Source organism: Streptomyces sp. R11, assembly GCF_041051905.1.
In the GTDB taxonomy this organism is placed as follows: domain Bacteria; phylum Actinomycetota; class Actinomycetes; order Streptomycetales; family Streptomycetaceae; genus Streptomyces.
Genome location: NZ_CP163432.1, coordinates 6838626 through 6856555, shown reverse-complemented (window position 1 = coordinate 6856555; position 17930 = coordinate 6838626). Strand labels below are relative to the sequence as shown.

Sequence of the window (17930 nt, the reverse complement as noted above, 5' to 3'; positions counted from 1 at the left end):
GACACCCAGAGTGATCCAGCCCGCCCGACCCCGCACCCGCGCACCGGTCCGAAGGCTGCCCCTGAAGCACGAAGGCCCGGTCCCCACTCGGGGGCCGGGCCTTGTGTGTCGTACTGGTGCGACCTAGTCGAGATAGTCGCGCAGCACCTGGGACCGCGACGGGTGGCGCAGCTTCGACATGGTCTTGGACTCGATCTGGCGGATCCGCTCGCGCGTGACGCCGTAGACCTTGCCGATCTCGTCGAGGGTCTTCGGCTGACCGTCGGTGAGACCGAAGCGCATGGAGACGACGCCCGCCTCGCGCTCGGACAGGGTGTCGAGGACCGAGTGCAGCTGCTCCTGCAGAAGCGTGAAGCTGACCGCGTCGGCCGGGACGACGGCCTCGGAGTCCTCGATGAGGTCACCGAACTCGCTGTCGCCGTCCTCGCCGAGCGGGGTGTGCAGGGAGATGGGCTCGCGGCCGTACTTCTGGACCTCGATGACCTTCTCGGGGGTCATGTCGAGTTCCTTGGCCAACTCCTCCGGGGTGGGCTCGCGGCCCAGGTCCTGGAGCATCTGGCGCTGGACGCGCGCGAGCTTGTTGATGACCTCGACCATGTGCACCGGGATACGGATGGTGCGGGCCTGGTCGGCCATGGCGCGGGTGATCGCCTGACGGATCCACCAGGTGGCGTACGTGGAGAACTTGTAGCCCTTGGTGTAGTCGAACTTCTCGACCGCGCGGATCAGACCGAGGTTGCCCTCCTGGATGAGGTCCAGGAAGAGCATGCCGCGGCCGGTGTAGCGCTTGGCCAGGGAGACCACCAGACGGAGGTTGGCCTCCAGGAGGTGGTTCTTGGCGCGGCGGCCGTCCTCGGCGATGATCTCCAGCTCGCGCTTGAGCTTGGGGGCGAGCTTGTCGGCGTTGGCCAGCTTGTCCTCGGCGAACAGACCGGCCTCGATGCGCTTGGCGAGCTCGACCTCCTGCTCGGCGTTGAGCAGCGGGACCTTACCGATCTGCTTGAGGTAGTCCTTGACCGGGTCGGCGGTGGCACCGGCGGCGGCGACCTGCTGCGCGGGCGCGTCGTCCTCGTCCTCGTCGGACAGCACGAAGCCGGCACTCTCGGCGCCCTCGGGCTCGTCGCCGCCCTTGGGGGCGTCCTCGAGGACCTCTTCCTCGACGAGCTCGGCGTCGTCCTTCTTGCCTGCGGTGGTCTTCTTGGCCGCCGTCTTCTTGGCGACGGTCTTCTTCGCGGCCGCCTTCTTGGCGGTCGTCTTCTTGGCAGCGGCCTTCTTGGCGGGGGCGTCGTCCTCGACGGCGGGCTCGACGGCGGACGCCTCGGGCGTGGCGGGGGCGGTGGCCTTCTTTGCGGTCGCCGTCTTGGCCGCGACCGTCTTCGTTGCGGTGCGCTTGACCGGACTCTTCGCTGCGACGCTCTTACGGGTGCGCTTGGGCTCCGCGGCACTGACCATCAGCGTCACACCCTCTTCCTCGAGGATCTGGTTGAGGCTGCGCAGTACGTTCTTCCACTGAGTGGCCGGAATCTGGTCAGCTTCGAAGGCCCGACGCACATCGTCGCCGGCGATCTGCCCCTCAGCCTTTCCCCGCTCGATAAGAGCCATGACAGAGACGGACTCGGCGATCTCCGGCGGGAGCGTACGGGATGTGCTGGCCGACACGAACAACCTCTCGGAACGTTGGAAAACGGCTTCCGGCTCCGTCCACGGCGGACAGGAGCCGACCACCGACCTGGGGATTGGGCCGACGGTGCGGGCGGGGGCCGGGAAGATGCACAGCGCCTTGAGCGGCGTCCGTATTCCCTCCTCGGCAGTCACCTCTTAGGTCATCGCGCTGTTTCCCCAAGCGTTACGCCCAATCTGCGTGGCCCGAGTCACATCCCGTAACCGATCAAAAGCAGGCAGATATAGACATAACAGGTCGCCCGCGGCCCGAACCATGCACTCTACGGCGATTCCGCGGCCTCGTCGCACCGTCGGACCCGCAGGATCCAGTACTGGATCCTGCGGGTCCGACGGGGGAGGGAGCGCAGACCGGAAGATGCCACAGGAGGGGGAGGCATCCCGGCCGCGCCACCCGGTGGCGCGGTCAGTGCTCGCGGGGGGCGGGCACCACGCGCTCGACCTCGGGGTGGACGGTGAGCAGCTGGCGCATGGCCGCCTCGGCGGCCGCGCCGTCAGCGGCGGCGAGGGCGTCGACGATCCTGCTGTGCTGCGCCAGCGACGCGTCGTTCGGCCGGTCGCAGCCCGTCACGGGGCCGCCGGAGACCTGGAGGGCGGCCGAGACGATCCCCGAAAGGTGCTCCAGCATGCGGTTGCCCGCGACCTGGATGAGCAAGGAGTGGAACTCAGCGTCGGCGCGGGAGAACGTGAGCACGTCACCCTGCCCCATCGCGTGGCCCATGATCTCGACCATGTCGGCGAGCCGCTGCTGGACGTCGTCGCGCCCGTGCCCGGCGGCGAGACGGGCGGCCAGCGGCTCGATCGTCCAGCGCAGCTCGCTGAGCTCCCGGCGCTGGTCGTCGCGCTGCGGCCCGAAGGCCCGCCATTCGATGATGTCCGGGTCGAGGAGGTTCCAGTCACTGACGGGACGCACGCGCGTGCCGACGTTCGGACGGGCGCTGACCAGGCCCTTGGCCTCCAGGACACGGAGCGACTCACGGACGACGGTGCGGGAGACCTCGAACCGCTGACCGATCTCCTCGGGCACGAGCGGACGGTCGGCGCCCAGGTCGCCGGAGACGATCATCTGGCCGAGCTGCTGGACGAGTTGGCCGTGCAGCCCGCGTCCACGGTTGCCGGCGGCGCGCCGGCCCACGCGGCCCAGTTCCGGGTCCCCGCCGTCCCAGAGGGGGGCTCCGACGCGGTCGGCGACGGGGGCCTCGGCGTAGGGGTAGCGGTCGAGTTCGCCCGGGCCGGCGAGGCCGGAGTCTGCGGAGCGGGCGGCGGTCATCATGGTGTGCGCAAGGGTACTCACGCATCCTTTGTCGGCGCCGTCCTCAACTCCCTTGAGGTCTTTGGTGAAAAGCACACGAAAGGGTGATCGCTCACCCCGTCGCAATTGACGCCTTATCGGAAAGAAATGGGCTTCCCCCGGGGAGTTGTGCGCACGACAGGAACGGTAACGGCACGGATGGTCGTCATCGGACCCTGCCACGCAGGGTCGTGAGCAGGTAGGCGCAGAGCAGGGCGGTGAGCGACAACGTCAGGGCGCCGCCGACGGGTTGGGCCACGACACGCGCGGCGGCCTCCAGATAGCGCTCTCCCCCGAAGGGCCACTGCGACAGGAGCAGCTCCCGCAGCCGCAGCGGAAACCCGGCCGCCGTCCGTACAGACGGTCCTTCGAAGACCTTCTGTACGAGGGGTACGACGACGATGGGCACGGCGACCACTGCCGCGAGCCCGGCCGAAGTGGACCTGAAGAGGCCGGCCGCGAGGACTCCGGCCCAGGCGCAGCCGACGATGAGCCCGATCCAACTCGCGCTCAGCGAAAGCCAGTCCGCGGGAACCTCCGCGAGCTCCGGTCCGTATACGAGGTAGAGCACTTCGGTGACGCACCCCACAGTGAGGACGGCCAGTACCAGCGCGGTGATGGTGGCGACGAGGAGTTTCGCGGCCAGCAGCCCCAGCCGGCGGGGCACGGTGCCACGATCCGCGGCCAGGGCGGGGTGGCGGAACTCGTCGCCGAACGCGATCGCACCGAGCAGCCCGGCCCCGAGCGCCGCGGGAGGCAGCGGGAACTGCTGCGGCCACCCGGCCATCAGCCGCGCCTGCGGCGTATGCCCGACGCGTGCCAGCAGTACGGCGGTGAGGGCGGACACCACGAGCACGGCGGCGCCGGTGACGAAGCTGGTACCGACACCGACGGCGCGCCGGAGTTCGTAGCGGAGGGGGCGGAGGGGGCTGGGGGCGGGGCGGACGGAGATCGGGGGCGGGAGGTCGGGAAGGGCGACGGCGGCAGAAGCCGGCGGACGCGACGTTGCGGTGGCCTGCGCGGCAGACCCAGCCGTAGGTGCGTCGGCCGGTCGCGGAACGCCTGCCCGTGCCTGCGCAACCTCCGCGGATGCGCTCGGGGCGGTTGCGGAAGCCTCCTGCGCGGCAACTGTGGCCGGCCCCGAGTCGGACGCCGGGGGTGGCGTGGTCCTGCGCCCGCGGCCACCGGCAGCGGCGAACTCGACGTCCGGGGTGTGCGGCACCTCGTCGGTTCGCGGTTCGGCCGACTGGGGACCCACCCCGGCACCGGGGCCCATGTCCCCGATCTCGTCGGCGAGTTGGTGGACGAGGATGCCGTGACGGAACGCGGTCTCGCCGACATCGGCGCACGTACTGCCGTACACGGACAGACGGTTGCCGCTCTCGCGTACGACCTCGACGGAGCGGTGAGCGGCGCGCGCCTCCTTGGTGAGCAGAGAGGCGAAGCGGGAGGCGTGGGGAGTGCGGACGGCGACGCGGGGGCGCAGCCGCGTGCGGGCGAAGTCGGCGGCGTCCTGATCGGCGACGAGTCTGCCCCGCTGCAACGTGACGACCCTGTCGGCGGTGCGCGCGGCCTCCTTCGGGTCGGCCGTGGTCAGCAGGACCGTGCCGCCCTGGGCCGCGTGCGCGCGCAGCATGCCGTGCAGCCAGCAGCTCTCGCGACCCGAGAGCCCCTCGGCGGGGCCGTCGAGGACGAGGGTGTGCGGGTCGGCCAGCAGTGCGCAGGCCAGGCCGAGGCGGCGGTCCATGCCGCGCGAGAGGGTGCCGAGGCGTTCCTCGCGCAGGCTGACGAGGCCGACCACCTCCAGGACTTCGTCGGCGCGCCGGGCCGGAACGCCCGCGGCGGCGCACAGCATGCGCAGATACCCACGGACCGTGCGCGCCGGGTGCCCGGGGAGGTCGCCCAGCAGCACGCCGACTTCGCGCGAAGGATGGGCGATGCGGTGCAGGGGGCGGCCTCTGAAGTAGGTGATTCCACGGCCCGGTTGGAGTTCGAGCATGAGTCTGAGCACCGTCGACTTGCCCGCTCCCGACGCCCCGAGCAGCGCGGTGACGCGGCCCGCGTGGGCCTCGAAGGAGACGTCGTCGACGGCAGGAGGAAGCTCCTTGCGCGGGTCGCTGGTCAGTCCGATGGCCTGGATCACTCGCAGCAAGATAGCGCGCTATGTCCGTTTTTTCGGGTAGGGCAAGGCCCGCTGTGCAGGGGGGATTCGGCCCGGATGGGTTTCGAGGTCCTCGTTTCCGAGCGCTGTTCGTGCCTGCGGGCTTCGTTCTCGACCATTGTTCGGGGCCAGCGGCGCATGTTCCCGAGCCCTGTTCGGGGGCCCGTGGCCCTCGTTTCTGAGCCGCGGTCGGGAAGCGTGACCCTCGTTCCCGAGCCGCGATCGGATCCCGCGCCCCTTGTTCCTGAGCCCCGTTCGGATGCGGTGGCCCTTGCCCATGAGCCGATTTCGGATCCCATGACGTCGTTCCCGAGCCCGCTTCGGCATCGGGTGCGCGCCTGGCCGGCGTCGCGCTTCTGGTCCGCGTCAGACCTCGGGCCGCAGCATCGGGGGGTTGAGCAGCGTGGCTCCGCCCGCCCGGAAAAGCTGGGCGGGACGGCCGCCCTGGCGCGTGGTGGTGCCGCCGGTGGGGACGAGGAAGCCCGGCGTGCCCGTCACCTTTCGGTGGAAGTTGCGCGGGTCGAGCGCCACACCCCACACGGCCTCGTAGACCCGGCGCAGCTCACCGACGGTGAACTCGGTGGGGCAGAACGCCGTGGCCAGCGACGAGTACTCGATCTTCGAGCGGGCGCGCTCCACTCCGTCAGCCAGGATCTGCGCGTGGTCGAAGGCGAGCGGTGCTACGGGTTCGCCGTCGCGGCCATAACCGCCCTGCTGCAGAAGTTCGTCGACCGGCGCCCAGCGAGCGTTGCTGGCGTCGCCGCCTGCACGGGGGGCCGGCAGGTCGGGGGCCAGCGCCAGGTGAGCGACACTGACCACCCTCATCCGCGGATCCCGCTTGGGGTCACCGTAGGTCGCGAGCTGCTCCAGGTGGGCGCCGTTGTCCTGCGCCGGGACGGCCGGGTCGTGAGCACGCAGCCCCGTCTCCTCGGCCAACTCGCGCGCGGCGGCCTGCGCCAGGTCCTCGTCGGCCCGTACGAACCCACCCGGCAGTGCCCAGCGTCCCTGGAACGGCGGTTCGCCCCTGCGCACCGCCAACGCGCACAGGGCATGGCGGCGCACGGTCAGCACGACCAGGTCCACGGTGACGGCAAAGGGCGGAAACGCTGACGGGTCGTAGGGCATGCGGCGATCATAGTCGTCTGCCTGACGATAAACACTCCCTTCGTCGGCCCCATCGATGGCTGATCCAATTCGGCCCCGGTACGGGCCTCACCGCCCTCTCCCCATGTCGTGTCGTTGAGAGTCGTACGAGGTCACGCTCGCAATTGCAGCCCGTCGGCCGCTTCCTCGACCATGGCGAGACCCAGGCGGCTGACACGTACAGAGAAGGGCGCACCGGCGATCCGAAGGCCGGTCAGGATGATCTCGCCCACCGGCGCACTGCGCACGGGGCGCAGCGTGACCGCGCCCGCCGGAGCGTCCGGGCGGATGCCCGCGAGCGTGGTCAAGAGCAGCACCCCGGCTGCCGCCGCCGTGGCCGCGGGGCGGCAGGCCGCCGGATGCGGGAGGGGTGCGCTCCCGTTGGTGCGCCGCTCCCCCGCGTACATGTCGGGCAGCCTGTGGCCGAACACGGCGGCGGCGGCCAGTACGCCTCTCAGCAGAGCGCTCGCCTCCTTCTCGTAGTCGGCCGCGGCGAGGCCCGCGACGGCGAGCGCGGTCTCGTGGACCCGCACGGCGCCACTGCGGTGACCGAACGGGTTGTGCCCCACCTCCTTCACGCCCAGCCCGCGCAGACCCCAGCCCGAGTCCATGGCCGGACCGCCCAGCAGCCGGGTGAGCTGCTCGGTCTGCACCTTGTCGAGCAGGCCGGGCGCCTGTTCGCCACCGCCCAGCAGGCCGGTGTCGAGCAGGTGGACGGCGCTCGCGCCCAGCTGCGGCACGAGGCGTCCGTCCGGGGCCCGGGCTGCCGCGGGCCGGCCGCCACCCAGGTCATCGATCCAGAAGTCCGCACGGAACGCGTTCCGCAGCGCCCCGGCCCATTGCCGCAGCTGGGAACCGCCCGGTCTGCCGAAGTCGTCGAGCAGATCGGCGCCAAGCAGCGCCGCACGATGAGCGTGGGCCTGGGTCTCGCAGCGGACGGGACCGCCGGGCTGCGGGTCGGGGAGATACGTGCCGTCGCCCACGGTGTTCCGCAGCCAGGTCAGACACGACTCGGCCGCCGGGAGGAGCTCTTCGGTCTCGGACTCGGGCAGCCCCCAGCGTCGGGCCTCCGCGAGCAGTGCGGGGAAGAGCAGCGTGGCCTCCGTGCCTGTGCAGCCCGGTGGCAGATGTGTGCCGGCGTCCCTCATCGGCGCGGGAATCATGCCGGACTGCGGTCCCTGGCCCCGGAGTTGGGTGCGGGCGAGAGTGCGCAGTGTGCCCGCGGCGAGCCGGGTACCCAGGGGCAGTGTCATCCGGGCTGCGGCGAGGGCCTCGGCCGGGGCCAGGCCACAGCGCCACGGTGCCCCGGCGGCCAGGTGGATGTCGGAGGGGTGGGCCGGGTCGCGCAGCAGGAGGGCCTGGAGGTCCTCGATGCTCGTCCGCAGCAGCGCCTCCACCCCGGGGTCGTCACCGACCGCCCGCGCCGGCGCCAGCGGGCTGGTCGCGGCTCGGCCGACGGCACGCACGGGTCCCGCACCGTCCGGCCGCACCCGGAGCTCGATGCTCGCGCTGCCGCCCGGGGGGAGCACGAACTCCCAGCGCAGCAGCCCGGCCGAGGCCAGTGCGTCGGCGGGCGGGGGGTCGGCCGTCACCGTCGTGCTCCCCTTGGCGGACGACCAGCGCAGGCCGCAGTCGTGGACGGTGGCGGGGAGTTCCGGTCCCGCGTTGCCACTCACGATCGCACCGAGGTCGGCCAGGTCCGTGCCCAAAGCGACTTCGACCGGCAGACGCAGGGGGCGGGCGGCCGCGCTCTGCAGCGTGATCCGCTCGGTGCCGTCCGCGTGACGGGTTCGCTCGACGACGACGTCCGGGTCGGGGCCCGCCTGCGGGGAACTGCGCAGCGTGCCCACGAAACGGGCGAGGTCGGCCCCGGTCATCCGGGCTTGCACGGCGAGCGGCTCCCGCCCGGCCACACGGATCTGGCAGCGCGAGAGCACTCGACGACCTGCGCGATAGAAGCCGTCGAGGCCCCGGCCGGTCAACTGCCCCTGATCCGTGGACATGGCGAGGCCCGGGAGGGCTACGCAGATCAGGGCGTTGTGGGTGGGAGGCAGGTCGGACCGACGCGGGGTTGGTGAGGTGGGTGTGGTTAGTGGAGTTGATGTGGTTAGCGGGGTTGGCTTGGTTGGTGGCTGAGCCGACGAAGGGGTGTCTTGAGGCGGGGACGCGCGCCTTGCGTGGTCGGGATGTGACTGCGTTGTCGGGCTCTGGGGGGTCGGCGACGTGGTCCAGGAGGTTTGGGACGTCGGCCGGTTGGGGGGCTCGGTGCGTCGGGGAGCGTTGCCGCACTCCGCGCGGCGAGGGGCGTCCGTGTACTCGGCGGTCCGTACTGCACCGCCGTACTCCGCTGTCCGAGGGGCATCGCCGACATCGGCGCCTCGAGTTGCACCGCCGAACTCCGCGCTCCGAGAGGCATCGCGTCCAGGGGTATCGCTGGGGCCCCTGGGCGTGTGCCGCCCCGCACCGTCCACGGCCGGAGGCAGCCCAGTGTCCAGCCGTTGGGACGGAACTATTCCGCCGGGGGTGGAGCGGTCGCGGTCGTCGACGGCCCCGGAGGCCGGAGTCGGCGGTGGCATCGGCGTCGGCGGAGGCACCGGGATCGGCGCCCGCACCGGAGTCGACTGTGGCATGCGGCTTCCTCTGCGCTCTGTGCGCCGCGGGTGAGTGCGGCGCCGGCTGGGGGACCCGGAGTGACAGGGGCGGTGCGACGGCACGGCTGGTTCAGGCGTTCCGCCACTCAGGTGAACGGGGACGGATCCCTCCAGGTCACGCCCATGACGGGGTAACTCGTCCGGAGGGCCACCGCGTTGGCGGGGTTCGTCGACGCGGCTGAGCCCCTGCATGTCGCTCCCGCCAGCGCGGCTGAGGCCCACCATGGCGCTCCCGCCTGCGCGCCTGAGCCCCTGCATGGCCGCCGGCCCGCGCGTCAGAGGCCCCCCACCACGTCCCCGCCCACGCGGCGTCGCAAGTAGATGCCACCGCTTCCACGACCTCGGTCGGCACTCTGCCATCGACGCTCACGCGTCCCCCTCCCCGGCTGCCCCTCCAGAACGCATGCCGTCCGGGCGGGGTCCACTCCGGCGACCGGCGCCCTTCCTCGACGTACGCGGAGCCGACCCCTTCGAGCTCCCCGGTGCCGTGCCGCCCGGCCGCACGGCACCGGGACGGCTTCCCGCCGACGCACGAGGACGCGTGACACTCGGCCCCCTCGCGGCCCGCTCCCCCGGGTTCCGCCCGCTGCCCCTGGCTGATCGAGGCAGGCTGCCGGCAGCACCCACCGTCTCCCGAGATCGGCGACCACCGCCCTCCCCAGATGTCGGCGCGGACTCCACCCCCGTGCCCCGCACCGGCTCTTCGACGTCCTCCGGCTGGTCGAGCCGCTCTGTGACCTCCTGCTCACGGCTCACGCGTTCCGCGCGCAGGCAGCGGCGGATCGACTCGGGGTCCAGCCCCTCGTTGCAGGCTTGGTGCAGCAGACGTGCGAAGAGGTAGTCGCGGTCGACGCCGAGGGCCATGGCGAGGGCTGCTCGGGCCTCCAGCTCATCGCCGGTGGACCAGGCCACCCAGCCTGCGAGGGTGAGGGGCGCCGCCGCGTGCTCGCTGTACGGACCGACACAGCGGCGGGCCAGTGCCCGCCAGAGTCGGAGCGCGGGAGCGGCCTCGTCGCCCTCCATCCACTCGGCCGCGCGGTCGCGGGTCACGCGGTCCTGCAGACCCAGAATGAGCCTCGCTGCTTCGTCGTGGCCGAGCAGTCCGTCATCGCGGAGATCAGCGGTCAGCGTCCCGGACACAGGCGGGGCCTCGGCGAACCGGCACCTGAGTCGCTCCGCGAGCTCCAGCGTCTCGACCGCCACGCCCGCGCGTTTAGTGTCGTCCAGGATCCTGGCGACAAGCTCCATGCCGACCGTATCGAGGGCGACCTCCTGCTCCGGAGCGCCGGCGGTCTCCCAGGGCAGCAACCTGGCCCGCAACTCGCGCAGCGTTCCGCGCACCTGAACCCCGGCGTACGTGGCCGCGGCGGCCAGCACGGACGTACCGGGCAGGCCCATCGGACGGCCCTCGGGCGGACAGCACTCGGCGCGGTCGCAGCAGTACTGGACGTACTGCCCAGTCCGTCCTGCGTGAGCTGGGATTTCTCCTTCTTACTCCAAGATCAGGACACGCTGTGGCCGCGTGCGGAGGGTCATCCCGAGTGACCGTCAGTACTCGACGCTGATACCGCCCAGGATGTTCTGGACGGCGTCCCGTGTGGTGTCCTCGATCTCCTCGAACAAGTGCGTGTACACGTCCAGCGTCACGGAGGGCTTGGCGTGGCCCAGCCGCTTCTGCACGGTCTTGATCGACTCGCGGTGCGCGATCAGCAGCGAGGCGTAGAAGTGCCTCATGTCGTGCATGCTCGCCGACTGCGGCACCCGTATCGGGGCGTCTGCCGCTTCCAGCGCCGCGTTCGCCCTCTTGCGCGTGTTCGACCACACGCCTGACCAGTTACCGCCGTTGATGGTTGCCCGGCCGCTGCCGTTGGGGAAGACCAGGAGCGCCGTGCGCTTGTGTGGCCGCCTCGGGTCGGTCTGGTCGACCAACTCCAGGGGGACGGCCGGGAAGCGCCGCACGTGCTCGCTTAGGGCCTCCACGACCCCCTTGGCCAGCGGGACAGTCCGGTAGCTGCTGTCCGTCTTCGGGGGGCCGATGTACGGGTCTCCCTGGTCGAGCCGCACCGCCTGCTGCCGGACGTGGACCTCGCCCTTGTCGAGGTCAAGATCCCGGAGTTCGAGGCCGACGAGTTCGCCCAGCCGTAGGCCCGATCCGGCCGCCAGCAGGATCAGCGCCCGGTACCTGGGCGGTGCTGCCGCGACCAGCGCCGCCACCGCTTCCTGCGGCAGGGGGAGGATCTCAGGACGGCGAGTGCTGGGTGCCTTGATGCCGTTGCACGGGTTCTTGACGATCATGTCGTTGTGCACGGCCCAGGTGAGCACAGCCTTGAGCCGCCCGTAGATGATCGCGGTGGTTGACTCAGCCAGCGTCTGGCGAAGGATCTTGAGCCAAGCCTCGATGTCACCGCGCTTGAGTCCGCCGACCGCGCGGTCACCGAGGTACGGATATACCCAGATGCGGAACTGCCTCTCCGCTCCCTGTGCGGTCTGCGGCCTGTGGTCGGCACTCCTCCGCCATCCCTCGCACACTTCGCGGAGAGGCTTCTTCGGCGCGTCCGGGTCGATGTAGTGGCCGCGCTCAAGGTCGACCGTGACCTTCGCGGCGAACTTGTCGGCATCGCCCTTCTTCGTGAAGGACTTCCGGCGTTCACGGCGTCCCTCATCGCGCCAGCGCACGCAGTAGCGCTTACCGGTTCCATGAATGGCCGACGGGTACAACTCGCCGTCGGCTATGCGATGTTCGGCACAGGGAGTGTTATCGCGGCTCTTCGGTTTCCGAGAGTGCCAGCGGTCTTCGACGGTGGCCATGGTTGTGCTCTTCTCTAACCGCCCCCCTGTGACTTCCGTGTCCAGCGTACTGCTGCGCACGTACAGGAGTTTATGGAAAACCCCGTTTCATTGAAGACGCACTCCGCGTGATTCGCTTATCTCACAGGCAGTAGTGACCAGTGCGGACGGAAAGAGATTGGATGCTGAAGAAGATGATCACGATCGAAGAGTTCGCCGAAGCCCTGAGGGTCTCAGTCAAGACCGTCTACAGCTGGAACAGCCAGGGAGTCGGCCCCCGCTACGTCAAGGTTGGGAAGCACTGCCGCTTCCGCGCCGCAGATATAGAGAAGTGGCTCGAATCGCGGACCGTGGATCGGTGCGGCGTGTAGCGTAACGAACAGAAGGGTCAAGAGAACAAGGGAAATGTTTAGCCAACCAGCTTCCGACTTCAACGTCGGTTACGAGATGCTCGCCCAACTTGCCGACTATGCCCTGTCGGGGTTTGGGCCGAGTGTCGAAGACATCAAGGTATCCATACCCGGGGAGCATCACGAACGCTTCACTGAGATCGTCACCGTAAAGAAGGAAGTGGGCGGGCTCAACTTCGAGACCCGCGCCGTCCAAGGGGCTAGGAATCAGGTCCAACAAAACCGGCTGGAGCGACGCATCAAGGAACTCGTCGCGATCATGGAGGCCGACGCAGGAGACGTGAAAACCGCCGTCCCCGGCGATCAGTTCCTCCTCGACGCTACGAACACCCCGGCCATATGGGGGGCCGGGTCGCAGGTGTTGTGGGCGTCGGGTGAGGCTCTGCTCATTGCCGGGCCGCCCGGAGTCGGCAAGACCACCATCGCGTGTCAAGTGCTCCGAGCGTTGCTCGGCATCGGCGGTACCGACGTGCTCGGCTACCCCGTGACCCAGACCCCTGGCCGTGTGCTCTACCTGGCCGCGGACCGGCCGAAGCAGTTCCAGCGGGCCGCCGGCCGGATCTTCAGCGAACGAGATCGAGAGACGCTGAGGGACAAGCTGGCCGTCTGGCAGGGGCCGCCCCCGACCGACTTCGCCCAGGACACCGACGCCCTGGTCCGGCTGTGCAGGGCGTACGACGCCGACACCGTCATCGTCGACAGCCTCAAGGACGTCGCGGTCGGTCTGTCCAGCGACGAAGCAGGAGCTGGCCTGAACCGTGCCCGGCAGACGGCGCTCACTGCAGAGATCGAAGTGCTGGAGCTGCACCACAACGTCAAGAAGGGCGCCAACGGCGCGGCACCGACCACGCTCGCGGACGTCTACGGCTCCACATGGATCACCTCCGGCGCCGGGTCGGTCCTCGGCCTCCACGGCGACGCGGGTGACCCGGTGATCAAGCTCCGACACCTCAAGCAGCCTGCGTCTGAGGTTGGCCCCTTTGACGTGCTTCACGACCACGACGCTGGTCTCTCCACCGTCGCCCACGAGCCGAATCCCATTGAGCTGGCGCGTCTCGCCGCGCCGGAAGGGCTGACTGTGCTGGCCGCCGCGCAGCAGTTCTTCGGGGAGGCCAGGCCAACGCCCGCCCAGAAGGAGAAGGCCCGGCGCCGCCTGGAGGCGCTTGCGACCAGTGGACGGCTTCTCCGACTCGACCCCCAGGGGAAGGCCGGAGCGGCTACGTACCACCTTCCCCCGGGCTAAGGAGCGTAATCATTCACGCCCATTACGTGCACTCCGGCTGCACCGATCGGTCCACGGGGGTGCACGGGCGCCAACAAAGGCGCAGGTCAACGGGTGCACGGGTCAGTGCACATCGTGCACGGTCGGGTACACGTTTTCCCCCGTCCCTTAGGACGGGGAAACGTGCACTGGCTGCCGAAAGCCCAAAGAAGGAACGGCCTTGAAAATTGTCACCAAAACCGAATATCGAAACCGACGCTCTCCCCTGGTGGCCAGAATTCCGTCGCCGCCAACGCCAACAGTCACCGGTGTGCAATTTCTGCGAGGCCCTACTCCTGGACGGTCACCACGACAGTGGATGCCCGGCCCGGCGCGCTCAATATCTTAAAACCGAAAGGGATCATTCGAAATGACACACTCTCCCGACTCAACGGGCCCCGATGGCATGCCGAGGCTCAATGGCCTTACCGCCACCCAGAAGATTAAGCTCCAGGCGGCCATCGAAGCGGCCTGGCTCGCCCAGTCCGATGAGCGAAGGGCTGCACTTCGAGTCCAGGGAATACTGGCCGGGGACGCCTGCACCCGCTTCCGAAGGGAAGGCCAGGCCATTTGGTTCTCATTCGCGGGCGAGGATTTCGGCGTGGTAGATCACGAGTGGATTTTCAACGACGAGGTCAAGGAAATGCCCGAGGGGCAATGGATGCCACTCGATGCGCCGAACACTATTCCACCCGAATGGGAAACCGGAGAATAATCCAGAAGAAGGGGCGCCGGGGGTTGACTTTGGCGCCCCAATCATGTTCTCATGAATATGTATGCCGAATTCTGGCTGTTTCGGCGGTGTGGGCCCCTGGGAGGGCCCCCTGGGAAAGCCGGGATTGGTCGTAGAGCGTTAGGGTCGGAAGTGCCCCCCTTCGATCAGGCAGTAATCAACCCATGCCTTTTTCGAATGGACAACCGAAAAATGACACGACGCAAGTACTACGCGAACTACGACCCTACTGAGAGCGACACCGAAATCTCCACCGTCGCCGATGCCCGGCAGGCTCTCGCTGACATTCATGCCGCCGCCGAAGGCCGCGAACTGGACGACGACGAGCAGCAGCGCTGGAACGACGCTGAGTCCTTCCTCGAAGGCGCCGCCGCCCGCGAGGCTGCCCTGCGCCGCCGAGTCGAGATGGGCGCCGCCGTCGAGCCCGGCAGCGACCAGGGCACTCGCGCGCGGCGGGAACGCACTCCTGGCACAGAGCTGCGGGACACGGCCATGCGCAACCTCGACGGTGCTGTCAGGGACGGAACCATGCCCGCCGCCGCTGCGGAGCGTGTGGAGGAACTCATGGGCGCCCGCGAGCACAGCACCCTCGCCGCGCGCTGGGCGGCTGCTGGGTCGGACCCCGCCTACGTCTCCGCGTTCTTCAAGGCCATCTCCGGCGAACGCGGCCACTTGCTATGGAGTGCCCGCGAAGCCGAGGCGTACCGTCGCGTGGAAGAAGTCCGCGCTGAGATGCGCGCTATGCAGGCCGGCGTCAACTCCTCCGGCGGTTTCCAGATCCCCGTGGTCATCGACCCTGCCATCCGGATCTCGTCGGACGGCTCGATCAGCCCGATCCGTCAGCTGGCCGAGGTGCGCCGGGAGATTGGGCAGGAGTTCCGGCCGGTGACCTCCGCGCACGTGACGAACCAGTGGACGGCCGAATCCGTGGAGGTACCGGACAACTCGCCGACCCTCGCGTCTCCGTCCATCAAGAGTTTCAAGACCACGTCCTTCGTTCCGTTCTCGTTCGAGTACGAAACCGCTTCGTACGGGGGCGCCATCTCTGACCTCACCCGGTTGCTTGTCGACGGGTACGACCAGATCACCGCTGAGGCATTCCTCAACGGCAACGGCACGACACAACCGCAGGGACTGTGGACCGGTCTGGACGGTACCGCCTCGGAACTGTCCCCGGCAGTGGCGGAGACGTTCAACGCGAACGTGGACCCGTACAACGTTCAGAACGTCCTGCCGCCGCGTTTCCAGCCGGGGGCTGTGTGGATGGCCGACATCGCCACCATCAACAAGCTCTCGGAGGCGGAGACAAGTAACGGGGCGCCGCGCTATCCGCAGGTCGGCAGCGAGAACCCGGTGCTGCTGAGGAAGCGGCTCTATGAGAACTCGACCATGCGCAGCACCGCCGACATCAATCCGGCGGTCACGGCGGACAACCCGGTGCTCATCTACGGCGACATCCGGCGGACCTACACGATCGTCGACTTCGCCGGATCCACGGTGGAGCTGGTGCACCACCTGGTCGGCGCCAACCGGCGCCCGACGGGCGAGCGAGGGCTGCTCCTGTGGAGCCGCGTCGGTGCCGGTGTCGTTATCGCCAACGCGGCGCGTGTCCTGAACGTCGCTACCACGGCGTGAGGTGACGGGATGACAGCCATACAACGGTTTCAGACGGGGGGTGTCGAGGAGCGCCTCGCCGACCAGGTCACCGACCGGGCCGGCAGCGGCCGCACGCTCTCTGGCTACGCCTCCGTGTGGAACAGCCCGACTCTCATCCGCGAGATGGGGGTCCAGTTCCGTGAGCAGGTGGCACCGGGGGCGTTCGCCGAAAGCCTCGCCCGACGGACGCCGAAGATCCAGTACAACCATGGGCGGGATCCGAAGGTGGGCACCCTGCCGATCGGTGCGATGACGGCCGCGCGGGAGGATACGCACGGGCTCTATGTCGAGGCTCGACTGTTCACCTCGGAGGCAGCCGAGGCGGTTCGCGAAGCGATCGTCGCCGGGGCCATCTCCGGTATGTCCTTCGCCTTCCGCGTGACTGCCGAGGAGTGGACGGACAGCAAGGGGCGGACGGTGGACGCCGAGCGCGCCATCGACCGCCTCTACCGAGGTGAGGACATGCTCCGGACGCTCCGCGCGGTCGAGTTGTACGAGGCTGGCCCAGTCCTCCAGCCCGCCTACGAATCCACGTCGGTCGGCGTGCGTTCGTCGATGGCTCTGAGGCCTGGCGAGCGGGCAACGTACTTGCGTGGACTTGCCCTGCGCCTAGGCCCTGCCGAGTAGGTGTGCATGAGCTTCTCCCACGGTGCAGCCCGAGACCGTGGGAGAAGGCGCCATCGCTTGTGTGCAACGCACCCATGCCACCCAATGCGTCACTGCTGATGTAGTGACTGAGGTTCCGTCGAGTAGCGCATCTGAGCATCAGTGCTGAATTTCGTCAACATCTGTCCATACCGACTAAGTCTTGCAAGAGCCTCTCCACGCCATTCCTGTTCATTTTCTGTCCTGCCGGCACGCGCAGCAAGCCATCGATACATACCGTCCGTAGCCGTCGCCAAGGATTGGCGGACAGCAATAGCCTCTAGTGCGAAGGCTGCTGGTGCGCGGAGAAATAGTGTGGTCTGCTGCAAGAGGCATTCGTCCTGGATGTCTCGCAGTTCCCGAAGAAGGTCGTCGCGGCAGCCAACTCCGTACATGCTCAACATATGCACCTGATCACCGTCCAGCTCAGCAATGCTCCGCACGTGGCTCAGCTTGAGTAGTGCGCGATTGCAAGCATCAACGAACAGCGCACACGCATCCACCTCGGCCCTCCGCAGAGCGTCTGCCCGCTGTCCTGAGAGATTCAGCTCCACCCCTTCGACGGTGCCTCGCGCCTGCGCCCGACCGCCGAGGTAACCAAAGATCGCACCCAGGACAGTGCCTACCACGCCGATCGCTGCGGCAGAGACCGCCGCCCACCCCTCGTCCATGGCGAGATTCTGCCAGCCCGCCACCCAGGGATGGGGTTGCCAACGTGATATTGGTTCTGGCCTGGCTGCTCACCGCCAGGGGGGCGGGTGCCGACGTGATCTCGGGCCGGGCGGTCGACCCCCCCCCGTCCGCGTTTCTCCCCGCGCGGCGATTTGGGAGCGGCTTCAGTCCCCCTCACTGCCCTTCATCCGCCGCCCGGGAGGGCGGGGCGACGCCGGAGGAGTGGCTGCCCATGGCCTGCGCAGCGGTATTGGATACAGCTCTGATCCCAAAGAAGGATGTAGTGATCGCTGTCACAGCGGTAAAAGCGCTCGTCAGTATTCCCACCACTTGGTTTACGTTATCCCCTGTCTTATGGGCGCCCCAGAGAGCGGCTCCGAGGATCGCTGCATCTGCGGCGATTACAGCAAGAACACCAGTCTGAGCCCGGATCGCTTCTACTGCTGCTTTACTGTCTCCGGCAGTCCTTCCCTTAAAGCTGATGACCGCCAGGATGCCCAGAACGCCGAGAATGCCACCGAAAACAAGTGTGATCGTCGTTCCCATGGGAGCCAGCCCTTCAGGCTATTACTGTGGTCCGCTACTGGTGATCCTTCGCGGTATGACACGAAGCTCCATTTCTACGACCCTTCCCTCTTCTGCTGCACCTGCCGGGGGTTCTCCCCCGGGCTGCCAGGAGAATTCGACGCCCACCGGGAAGCCGCCGTCTCGTTTGAATTTCTCAGCTTCTTCGATCGTCTGGAATTCGACGTATGCATGCTCGACTGATGCTTCAAGCCCATTTGTTCGCATGCTCTTGAACCACACCGTGCGCGATGCCATGACACCATTCCCTCGCCG

The 17930-nt window shown here is 68.6% G+C and carries 13 protein-coding genes and 1 pseudogene; 6 read left to right on the top strand and 8 right to left on the bottom strand.

The window, feature by feature from the left end:
* Positions 1 to 123: 123 nt before the first annotated feature.
* The 7 genes and pseudogenes from AB5J55_RS31615 to xerC all read right to left on the bottom strand — a co-directional run bounded on the left by AB5J55_RS31615 (position 124) and on the right by xerC (position 11602).
* Positions 124 to 1659 carry an RNA polymerase sigma factor gene (locus AB5J55_RS31615; RefSeq protein WP_369273869.1) on the bottom strand — a complete coding sequence of 512 codons (1536 nt, stop codon included), beginning with the start codon at positions 1657 to 1659 and terminating at the stop codon, positions 124 to 126.
* Positions 1660 to 2086: 427 nt separating this feature from the next.
* Complete coding sequence (locus tag AB5J55_RS31610; protein WP_369273868.1) at positions 2087 to 2974, bottom strand: FadR/GntR family transcriptional regulator; 888 nt, start codon at positions 2972 to 2974, stop codon at positions 2087 to 2089.
* Positions 2975 to 3137: 163 nt separating this feature from the next.
* Positions 3138 to 5114: an ATP-binding cassette domain-containing protein gene (locus AB5J55_RS31605; protein WP_369273867.1), complete on the bottom strand. Its 1977-nt coding sequence runs from the start codon at positions 5112 to 5114 to the stop codon at positions 3138 to 3140.
* Between the two features lie 384 nt (positions 5115 to 5498).
* Positions 5499 to 6257 (bottom strand): NUDIX domain-containing protein, encoded by a 759-nt coding sequence (locus tag AB5J55_RS31600; protein ID WP_031486391.1) that lies wholly within the window; start codon positions 6255 to 6257, stop codon positions 5499 to 5501.
* Positions 6258 to 6388: 131 nt separating this feature from the next.
* Positions 6389 to 8278 (bottom strand): glycogen debranching N-terminal domain-containing protein, encoded by a 1890-nt coding sequence (locus AB5J55_RS31595; protein WP_369273866.1) that lies wholly within the window; start codon positions 8276 to 8278, stop codon positions 6389 to 6391.
* Positions 8279 to 9292: 1014 nt separating this feature from the next.
* Positions 9293 to 10384 (bottom strand): annotated as a pseudogene (locus tag AB5J55_RS31590) (DUF4192 domain-containing protein); the annotation flags it as partial.
* Positions 10385 to 10474: 90 nt separating this feature from the next.
* Positions 10475 to 11602 carry a tyrosine recombinase XerC gene (gene xerC / locus AB5J55_RS31585; protein ID WP_369273865.1) on the bottom strand — a complete coding sequence of 376 codons (1128 nt, stop codon included), beginning with the start codon at positions 11600 to 11602 and terminating at the stop codon, positions 10475 to 10477.
* A gap of 293 nt (positions 11603 to 11895) precedes the next feature.
* Here xerC and AB5J55_RS31580 point away from each other — a divergent pair, with 293 nt between their 5' ends.
* The 5 genes from AB5J55_RS31580 to AB5J55_RS31560 all read left to right on the top strand — a co-directional run bounded on the left by AB5J55_RS31580 (position 11896) and on the right by AB5J55_RS31560 (position 16400).
* Entirely contained in the window at positions 11896 to 12084 is a 189-nt protein-coding gene (locus AB5J55_RS31580; RefSeq protein WP_369273864.1) for a helix-turn-helix transcriptional regulator, read from the top strand.
* A gap of 76 nt (positions 12085 to 12160) precedes the next feature.
* On the top strand, positions 12161 to 13366 hold the full coding sequence (locus AB5J55_RS31575) for an AAA family ATPase (RefSeq protein ID WP_369273863.1): 1206 nt from the start codon (positions 12161 to 12163) through the stop codon (positions 13364 to 13366).
* 388 nt (positions 13367 to 13754) lie between these two features.
* Positions 13755 to 14099, top strand: coding sequence for a hypothetical protein (locus tag AB5J55_RS31570; protein ID WP_369273862.1), 345 nt, complete (start codon positions 13755 to 13757; stop codon positions 14097 to 14099).
* 210 nt (positions 14100 to 14309) lie between these two features.
* A complete protein-coding gene (locus tag AB5J55_RS31565) occupies positions 14310 to 15752 on the top strand; it encodes a phage major capsid protein (protein ID WP_369273861.1) in 1443 nt (480 codons plus the stop codon).
* Positions 15753 to 15761: 9 nt separating this feature from the next.
* The gene (locus AB5J55_RS31560; RefSeq protein ID WP_369273860.1) at positions 15762 to 16400 is read left to right on the top strand and encodes an HK97 family phage prohead protease; all 639 of its coding nucleotides are present in this window, start codon (positions 15762 to 15764) and stop codon (positions 16398 to 16400) included.
* 89 nt (positions 16401 to 16489) lie between these two features.
* On the opposite strand, the gene AB5J55_RS31555 is transcribed toward AB5J55_RS31560, so the two are convergent.
* Positions 16490 to 17089 carry a hypothetical protein gene (locus tag AB5J55_RS31555; RefSeq protein WP_369273859.1) on the bottom strand — a complete coding sequence of 200 codons (600 nt, stop codon included), beginning with the start codon at positions 17087 to 17089 and terminating at the stop codon, positions 16490 to 16492.
* Positions 17090 to 17444: 355 nt separating this feature from the next.
* Between AB5J55_RS31555 and AB5J55_RS31550 the strand changes: the two genes are divergently transcribed.
* Positions 17445 to 17858: a hypothetical protein gene (locus tag AB5J55_RS31550; protein ID WP_369273858.1), complete on the top strand. Its 414-nt coding sequence runs from the start codon at positions 17445 to 17447 to the stop codon at positions 17856 to 17858.
* Positions 17859 to 17930: the final 72 nt, after the last annotated feature.

Bases quoted from the DNA above. Each gene is read 5' to 3' on its own strand.
- AB5J55_RS31550 (WP_369273858.1), top strand. From the start codon at position 17,445: ATGGGCGCCCCAGAGAGCGGCTCCGAGGATCGCTGCATCTGCGGCGAT.
- AB5J55_RS31565 (WP_369273861.1), top strand. From the start codon at position 14,310: ATGACACGACGCAAGTACTACGCGAACTACGACCCTACTGAGAGCGAC.
- AB5J55_RS31595 (WP_369273866.1), bottom strand. From the start codon at position 8,278: ATGTCCACGGATCAGGGGCAGTTGACCGGCCGGGGCCTCGACGGCTTC.
- AB5J55_RS31580 (WP_369273864.1), top strand. From the start codon at position 11,896: ATGCTGAAGAAGATGATCACGATCGAAGAGTTCGCCGAAGCCCTGAGG.
- AB5J55_RS31560 (WP_369273860.1), top strand. From the start codon at position 15,762: ATGACAGCCATACAACGGTTTCAGACGGGGGGTGTCGAGGAGCGCCTC.
- AB5J55_RS31570 (WP_369273862.1), top strand. From the start codon at position 13,755: ATGACACACTCTCCCGACTCAACGGGCCCCGATGGCATGCCGAGGCTC.
- AB5J55_RS31575 (WP_369273863.1), top strand. From the start codon at position 12,161: ATGCTCGCCCAACTTGCCGACTATGCCCTGTCGGGGTTTGGGCCGAGT.
- AB5J55_RS31600 (WP_031486391.1), bottom strand. From the start codon at position 6,257: ATGCCCTACGACCCGTCAGCGTTTCCGCCCTTTGCCGTCACCGTGGAC.
- AB5J55_RS31555 (WP_369273859.1), bottom strand. From the start codon at position 17,089: ATGGACGAGGGGTGGGCGGCGGTCTCTGCCGCAGCGATCGGCGTGGTA.